We start from the raw sequence: 7,650 nt of genomic DNA, 5'->3' as shown, positions 1-7,650 counted from the left end.
CTTAGGCATTCGTTCATTTCGCTAATCAATTCTAAGCTTTTCTTTGTTTGAAAAAGTCCTACCCTCGCGATGCCATCGTCCTGATGGCCGCTCGGCTCGGCACGTCCTGTGCCGAATTACGGACTTTTCCAAAGTCGAAAAGCTAAGAATTGCTAAAGCTCATGAAATATGCCAATTTGAAATCCTTTCATGGGGCTTTTTCATACTTTAGCTAACAATTAGGTTTGTCAACAATCTGAGAGGCAATTTTATTACCTCTTTGATCCTATTCTTCTTATAAAGGCCTTTACTTCAACTCTAAATTCTGCCTCTTTAAATGCCTCATCCCAATTATCCTTATATTTTTTATAGACTTTATAATAATTCTTTCTTGTATAATCCTCTAAACCTAAATAATCAGCCTCTATATCATCTTGGAAGTATTTTATTGTTTCCATCATTTCAAGTTCAAAGGATTTTGATAAAATGCTCTCTATATCATCTAAAATTTTTTTATCAATATCCTCTTTACTAAAGGATTCATTTTCTAAGTATCCTTCAAGTTCAGCCTTTATTGTAAATTTGAGCTTTCCATTATCATCCTCTACATATATATCCCTATAGTTATCCTGTATAAAATAGGATATATCTATTCCCTTATAGTTTACAAACTTTCTTCCTCCCTTTAATTTATCATTTAAAAATTGAAATGCCCTTAAATATTTTTCATCCACCTGTTTATAGAGCTTATTATCCTTTATTAATGCAATATTCTTTATCTCAATCTCATCTTCCTTAATAGTTATAACCGGCATTATTGCCTTATTGCCTGAATTAAGATTTGAAATAAAATCTAATAATTTTACAGGTACAATATATGATAAGTTACTTGCATTCCTAAATACACCCTGTATATATGTAACAAGATATATATCAAGCTTTGGTTTTATTTTAGTAAGTTTTTCAATATCACCCTCAAGCATCATAATATTAACTGAAGCATTGATGTCGGGGTCTCTTTCTAAAAAATCTATTATTTCTTTGAATATCCTTTCATTTTTAAGCACTTTATCACTTAAAACAACAACCTTTGTATGTGCAAAAAAAGGAGTTCTATTTAACCTTATTCCTATTTTTCTTATTGCATCTGGTATTGTCTCTGCCTCAGCCTCAACAGTAACATACCCCTTTTCTCCGCCCTTTAAGACCTCGCCAGGATTTGCAAGTGTAAATATTACCTTTAAGGTGCCATCCATATCCTCCTCATAAAAGGGTTTTACCTCTTTTGATTCTTTGCTTCCTTCTTCTCCCACAGCATCAATAAATATCCCACCTACAAAGGCCCTTTCATCTATCTCCACCTTATCCCAACAACCTTGAAATAGTAAGCTTAAGATTAAAACAAACACCAAAGGCAATCTCTTCATTTGCCTCCACCTACCTTTTTAAACCTTGATACAATAAAAATTAATACAGGAAGTATAAAAATTGTATATATTCCTAATGTATTTGTGAGCAAATCCCCGTATTTCATCATATCTATAATGCTGTCACCTACAAGAGAACCAAGATATATAAAGGGTAAAAATATAATCAATATATGTTTTGCTTCAATGTGACCTAATATATCCTTGCCTACAACACTCAATGAATAAAGGAGAGATACTATGGTTGTATATACAAATAAAACCCAAAGAGCCTCTAATATACCTTCAACCCTCTCTATAAAAGCTCCTGGAACATCCGATGCCTTTATCATACTCATTGTTGGATACATAAATCTCTGTGTTAATTTTGAACCAAAGGTTGCATAGCATTCAATTATTGTAATAACGTAGGCTACTATTAGTAAAAGCATCGCAACAAAAGATGCCTTAAAGGCTTTATTAGGCTCCTTTATAAAGGGAAATATTATAAGTAGTGCCTCAAAACCTGCGTAGGCAAACATAGCAGATTTAATCCCCTTTACAAAGCTTAACAAATCGTGGGAAAGTATAGGTTTTAAATTGGAAAAATCTGAACCCACCAATCCTATTAAAAACAAAATAACAAGGACAAATGCAATTACAGGGGTTACGGCTTCAAAAAACCTTACAATTGGTTCTATTCCAAGCCTTGCAAGTATTACTGATAAAATAATCAATGGAATCATTATCATTTCAAGGGGGGTTCTATTTAGCAAAAATATCTTTGCTGTTTCTCCAAAAATTCTTGTTTCGAGTGCTGCAAATAAAAGAAAATACAAAAAGACAGGAATTGCAAGTATTATTCCTAATATATTCCCAAAAAGTAGCTTCAAGGTACCAACTAAACCATTTTGGGGAAATTTCTCTCCAACTTTACACATAATATAGACTATACCTATGCAGATAATACCTGCAATTATAGAGAGTATCCATCCATCATTTTCAACTTCCTTTGCCATTGAAGCTGGAAGTGTTAATATACCAACACCTAATATAGTAAGATAAACAAGAACTCCGACTTGATAAGTCGATATCTTGTCATTGCCCCTCTGCATTTTCATCACCTGCCTGCCTTATTTCATCCTTTGGATTTATATGCCTTGGTCTTTTTATCATATATCTCCAAGGTGCTCTAAATATTACTGAATCCTTTATGTCTGTATACTCAAAGGGTGCAATAGGTGCCAAAAATGGTACACCAAAGCTCTTTAAGTTGCTCAAATGTATTAACACAATAATTGAACCTAAAACTATGCCATAGAGCCCAAAGACTGCTGCAAATACCATTAATAAAAATCTTACTAATCTAAAGGCTGCTGATAATTCATAGTTTGGTATAGAGAAGGAGGATATAGCTGTTATTGCAACAACTATTACCATAATAGGGCTTACAATACCAGCAGAAACAGCTGCCTGACCTATTACAAGACCTCCTACAATACCAATAGTTGAACCTATTGGTCTTGGAAGCCTAACTCCAGCTTCCCTTAAAAGCTCAAGTGTAAGTTCCATTATTATAGCCTCAATAAAGGCAGGAAATGGAACACCCTCCCTTGTTGCTGCAATTGAAAGTGCAAGTTTTGTTGGAATAATACCAGGGCTAAAGGAGGTTATCGCAATGTATAGAGCTGGTGCAAGTATTGCTATACCTCCACAAATAATCCTTAGTATTCTTACAAAACTTACAACTACAGTCCTTGAATAATAATCCTCTGGAGATTGGAAAAAAGCTGTTAAAGTTACAGGCACAATTAGAGCAAAGGGTGAATTATCAACAAGTATTGCAACCCTTCCTTCATATACTGCTGCTGCCACAACATCTGGCCTTTCTGTTGTCTGAACCTGTGGGAAAAGACTAAAGGGCCTATCCTCTAAATACTGCTGTATATAGCCACTATCTAATATTGCATCTATATTTATGCCATTTAATTTATTTATAACCTCATCAACTATCTGCTTATCAACTATGTCATCTATATACATTACTGCAATATCCGTTTTTGAGCGAACTCCAATCTGCTTTTGTTTTATTTTAAATCTTGGATCTCTTATCCTTCTTCTTACAAGAGCTGTGTTCATCCTTATTGTCTCTGTGAATCCATCTCTTGAACCTCTTATAACCGTCTCTGCTGTAGGTTCCTGTACTCCCCTTACAGGGAAAAACTTAGTTGCAATAATTAAAGCCTTGCTTTCTCCATCCATAAAAATTGCTGTATCACCAGACAAAACAGCCAAAACTGCCTCTTCAATGCTGTCATTTTCCTTAAAATCTGTTACAGACATAGCTGCAACCTTTGAGGCTTCATAGAGTTCATCTTTAATGTCATCAAAGGTTGGCTCAACCATTCTTGCCATAAGCATAAGAGGTTTTAATACAAAGTTATTTAATAGCTCTTTATCTGCCATTCCATCTATATAGAATAAAAATACGTCTCTACCCTTATCTCCACCTATTTTAAACTGCCTATATACAACATCATCACAGTCCTTAAGTAGATTTTTCACAGAAAGTATATTGTCATCAATCATTGTACTAATAGGTGTTTTCTTATTAGGAGTATATTGGTATAATATTTCCCTTTTCATATAATCACCCCTAAATTTCAAGCTTTAAATAAAGCACATATCCTATGATTGCAACTATGGTGTATAGATAGATAAAAAACCTACAGAACTTGTACTCCTTCTGCATTCCCTTCTGTTTATATTCCTTTGAATCATTGTATAGAAAAAATACCGATATTAAAAATAAAAGCATCACGTTAAAATCAAAATAATCCTTAAAAAATTTCAAAATAGCCATAGCACCACCTCTTTAATTTAGTTTTACATTCATAGAGGTTATTTATTCAAAAAAAAGTTTCGCCTTGGTTTACCCAAAGCGAAACTTTTTACACTATATTTAGATACTTTTTAACAAAATCTATATCCTCCTGCTTATCAACATCATTTCCAATCTCAGGATACTTGGTGAAGATTGCACGTCCATCTACATTAAACATCTTACCAATTTTTTTCTCAACAGCCTCAATTGTAAGCTTTCCTAATGCTAACCTTATTAAAAATGTAAATCCCAATGTTCTTCCCATCTTAAAAGGCTTTTTTCTATACTCTACAAGCTTTTTTGCCTTTTCTGTACAGTTTTTTATTGCCTCCATCTTTATATATACTATATTTCCTCCAGTATAAACTCCTTCCCTCATCTTTACATAGGTCCTTCTTACATCTGGATATTTTTCATCATTTAATTTTTTGTCTATTACAGGATAACCAACATCTATATTTTTCTTTTCACATTCCTCAACAAATTCCTCTATTGCACTGCTTTTTATAAGTGGTATGTCTGCTGTACATATTATAAGAGGTGTATGTTTGTCCTCTATACATTCGGATGCAAATACAATATTATCTATTATATCACCAGCAGGATTTATACACCCCTTTACTCTATCCTTTAAAACTTTTTTTACACCTTCATCACAAACTATGTAGATGTCCTTAACTTTTTTACACTCCTTTAGAGCATCTATTATGTAGTCTACCATATACCTATCTCCAATTTTTAAAAGGGCCTTTGATACCCCATCCCTTCCCTTATCACCAGCAAGAATTAAAGCATTTACCATTTTTTACACCCCTCTATCAACTGTATTAACAACAAAAACTTCCTTTATATAATCCCTTAATCTATTGTAGCACTTAATAGCATCCGCCTTTTCCTCAAATATACCAAATACCGTTGGCCCACTTCCACTCATAAGGCTTCCTAATGCACCAAACTCCATCATTATATTTTTAATCTCGTATATTATTGGATATTCCTTTATTGTAACATTTTCAAGAACATTTACCATTGATGCTGCAAGCATCTTTATATCGTTATATTTTATATAATCAATTATTCTTTTAGTATCTGGATGTATTGAAATTTCATCTAATTTTAGATTCTGATAAACATATTTAGTAGAAACATTTATTGGTGGTTTAGCAAGTACAATGTAGCAGGATATGTCGTTTAATTTTGTAAGTTTCTCCCCTATCCCCTCTGCAAGGCAGGTTCCTCCCTCAAAGAAGAAGGGTACATCTGCACCAAGTTTTAGAGCAATTTCCTTCATCTCGTCCTTTGAAAGTTTTAGAGAATACATTTCGTTTATAGCCTTTATTACTGCCGCTCCATTGGTACTTCCACCAGCAAGCCCAGCAGCCACAGGTATATTCTTCTCTATCTCAATCTTAAAGTTATCCTGTATTTCATATCTCTGCTTCATTAGTTCAACTGCCCTTACAGCAATATTACTTCTATCTGATGGTACATTAATATTATTGCATATAACCCTTGTTTCACTATCCTTTGTTATTTTCACTTTATCATAAAGTGAAACCGTCTGCATTATCATCTCTAAAAGATGATAGCCATCCTCCCTTTTACCAACTACATCAAGTGAAAGATTAATCTTTGCAGGACATTCGATAATCATAGAAAATCCTCCCTTCGTATATACAATTATACATAAGTTAAAAAATTCCTGCAATTATATTCAATAAAAGGTGTCAGGAAATATATTTTTACCTGACACCTTTTAGACTACTTCATAAATCCCTTCTTAGGAATTAAAAGCTTCATTCCCGGCATTATTAAATCTGGATTATCTAAATCATTTATTTTAATTATATCCTCCATAGAAGTACAGTATTTTTTAGCAATCTTCCAAATAGTATCATTTGGTTGAACTACATATAATACTAAGCTTGGCATATTCTTTATACTGTCTTCTATATCAACTTCCTCTACATTCTTAATTATATCAAACATCATCTTGTTATATAACTTTGCGGAAACCTCAACAATAACCTTTACATCCATTTCTCTTTGGGATGCCTTGTCAAAGGATAGATATTCTAAATTAACAATTGCATCCTCTATCATATCTATCTTTGCACCATCTATTGAAACTGTAGACTTAAATGGTATCTCTTCACTGTAACTTACAAGCTCATCCTCTTCCTTTTCTGCCCTATATACAGCACAAATAGAAACAACACCATCACATATAACCTTATCTTCCACAATCTTTGTCTCTGTTAATATTGGCTTTGCATCAACATATATAATATCTCTTATTCCATCTAAATCATCATCAATTGTAATTCTTTCTTTTATAGTCTGGCTATCTACTCCCTCATTATAATATCCAATTGAGCCTATATTCTCCCTAACAAATTCAAATCTTGATGATGATGTAAAGGCATCTATTGTTCTTTCTATTAGTCTATCATTGTATGTTTTAACATTTACATCAAGGGATATTTGTATTTCAAGGTTTTGTCTCTCACCTGCTTCATTTTCTAATACTTTATAATCTATATCAGTTATCCTAAAGGATACGTCGCACTTCATATTTGGTTTTAAGTTTTCTATCATTATTTCATTAGTAAAGGCTATATCTACATCTTGACATATTAGCTGATCCTTTGTTGTTTCAAAGAGCACCCTTGAGAGTACACAAGCATTTACAACAAGCTTACCATCTTGAATTAATAGGTCCTTTTTATGAACGTGAGCAGAAAGTTTAAGTATGTTTGCAAACTCTCCCTTATCCTGAGGAAGTTCTAAATTACCCTTTACTATAACCTTAGATGTGTCCTCAGAAACAAACTCACATACCTTCATTGTATCCTTCTGTGTTTGAAGGTCTTGTCCTTTAATGTCAACTATTGTTTCAACCTCACACTTTTGATATACAACAGTCTTCAATGTTACAACTGCATTAACCTTTAACTTCTTATCAGAGAGCATTTCATATTCAAGCGTTTCAATTGATGACATTACTTTACAGGTCATATTAGGAACTGCCATTGGAGCCTGAACATATTGTTTAAAATTAGTATCTGCCTTTTGAATTTTAACTACAGAATTTTCACCTTTTGATGCATAGAGTATCTTAAACGACATTCTGCCATCAACTAAAACCTTATCCTCAAGTACAGTAGCCTCCATTAATGTAACTTCTCCATCAACGTTTAGTATCTTATCTATCTCTGGGTTCATCTCGTCAATCACAATATCTCCACTAACCATTGTTTGACTTGAACCTTCAGCAATTATTCTTTCGTAATTTAGCATATCTCTAACTAATTCTACTGACATTATATCCCTCCCACCCAAAATTACCTAATATAGTATATAATGACTACAGCTTTTTTA

At 33.1% G+C, this 7,650-nt stretch carries 7 protein-coding genes; all 7 read right to left on the bottom strand.

Annotated elements, in window-relative coordinates; genetic code table 11:
• Positions 1-251: 251 nt before the first annotated feature.
• Positions 252-1,406: a Ger(x)C family spore germination protein gene (locus BUB63_RS03510; protein ID WP_073247959.1), complete on the bottom strand. Its 1,155-nt coding sequence runs from the start codon at positions 1,404-1,406 to the stop codon at positions 252-254.
• Positions 1,403-2,506, bottom strand: coding sequence for a GerAB/ArcD/ProY family transporter (locus tag BUB63_RS03505; RefSeq protein ID WP_073247958.1), 1,104 nt, complete (start codon positions 2,504-2,506; stop codon positions 1,403-1,405). The genes BUB63_RS03510 and BUB63_RS03505 overlap by 4 nt, the downstream gene beginning before the upstream one ends.
• A complete protein-coding gene (locus BUB63_RS03500) occupies positions 2,484-4,031 on the bottom strand; it encodes a spore germination protein (protein WP_073247957.1) in 1,548 nt (515 codons plus the stop codon). The genes BUB63_RS03505 and BUB63_RS03500 overlap by 23 nt, the downstream gene beginning before the upstream one ends.
• Before the next feature lie 10 nt (positions 4,032-4,041).
• The gene (locus tag BUB63_RS03495) at positions 4,042-4,248 is read right to left on the bottom strand and encodes a CLC_0170 family protein (protein WP_027309438.1); all 207 of its coding nucleotides are present in this window, start codon (positions 4,246-4,248) and stop codon (positions 4,042-4,044) included.
• 88 nt (positions 4,249-4,336) lie between these two features.
• A complete protein-coding gene (locus BUB63_RS03490; RefSeq protein WP_027309439.1) occupies positions 4,337-5,071 on the bottom strand; it encodes a nucleotidyltransferase family protein in 735 nt (244 codons plus the stop codon).
• A 3-nt stretch (positions 5,072-5,074) separates the two neighbouring features.
• A complete protein-coding gene (ispE, locus tag BUB63_RS03485) occupies positions 5,075-5,923 on the bottom strand; it encodes a 4-(cytidine 5'-diphospho)-2-C-methyl-D-erythritol kinase (RefSeq protein ID WP_073247956.1) in 849 nt (282 codons plus the stop codon).
• Positions 5,924-6,030: 107 nt separating this feature from the next.
• On the bottom strand, positions 6,031-7,593 hold the full coding sequence (locus BUB63_RS03480) for a DUF3794 and LysM peptidoglycan-binding domain-containing protein (protein WP_073247955.1): 1,563 nt from the start codon (positions 7,591-7,593) through the stop codon (positions 6,031-6,033).
• Between the last annotated feature and the right edge of the window lie 57 nt (positions 7,594-7,650).

Source organism: Caloramator proteoclasticus DSM 10124, assembly GCF_900129265.1.
In the GTDB taxonomy this organism is placed as follows: Bacteria; Bacillota; Clostridia; order Clostridiales; family Caloramatoraceae; genus Thermobrachium; species Thermobrachium proteoclasticum.
Note: the sequence above shows the minus strand (reverse complement) of the source record. Positions and strands in the feature narration are given on the sequence as shown.

Bases quoted from the DNA above. Each gene is read 5' to 3' on its own strand.
- BUB63_RS03510 (WP_073247959.1), bottom strand. From the start codon at position 1,406: ATGAAGAGATTGCCTTTGGTGTTTGTTTTAATCTTAAGCTTACTATTT.
- BUB63_RS03505 (WP_073247958.1), bottom strand. From the start codon at position 2,506: ATGAAAATGCAGAGGGGCAATGACAAGATATCGACTTATCAAGTCGGA.
- BUB63_RS03500 (WP_073247957.1), bottom strand. From the start codon at position 4,031: ATGAAAAGGGAAATATTATACCAATATACTCCTAATAAGAAAACACCT.
- BUB63_RS03495 (WP_027309438.1), bottom strand. From the start codon at position 4,248: ATGGCTATTTTGAAATTTTTTAAGGATTATTTTGATTTTAACGTGATG.
- BUB63_RS03490 (WP_027309439.1), bottom strand. From the start codon at position 5,071: ATGGTAAATGCTTTAATTCTTGCTGGTGATAAGGGAAGGGATGGGGTA.
- ispE (WP_073247956.1), bottom strand. From the start codon at position 5,923: ATGATTATCGAATGTCCTGCAAAGATTAATCTTTCACTTGATGTAGTT.
- BUB63_RS03480 (WP_073247955.1), bottom strand. From the start codon at position 7,593: ATGTCAGTAGAATTAGTTAGAGATATGCTAAATTACGAAAGAATAATT.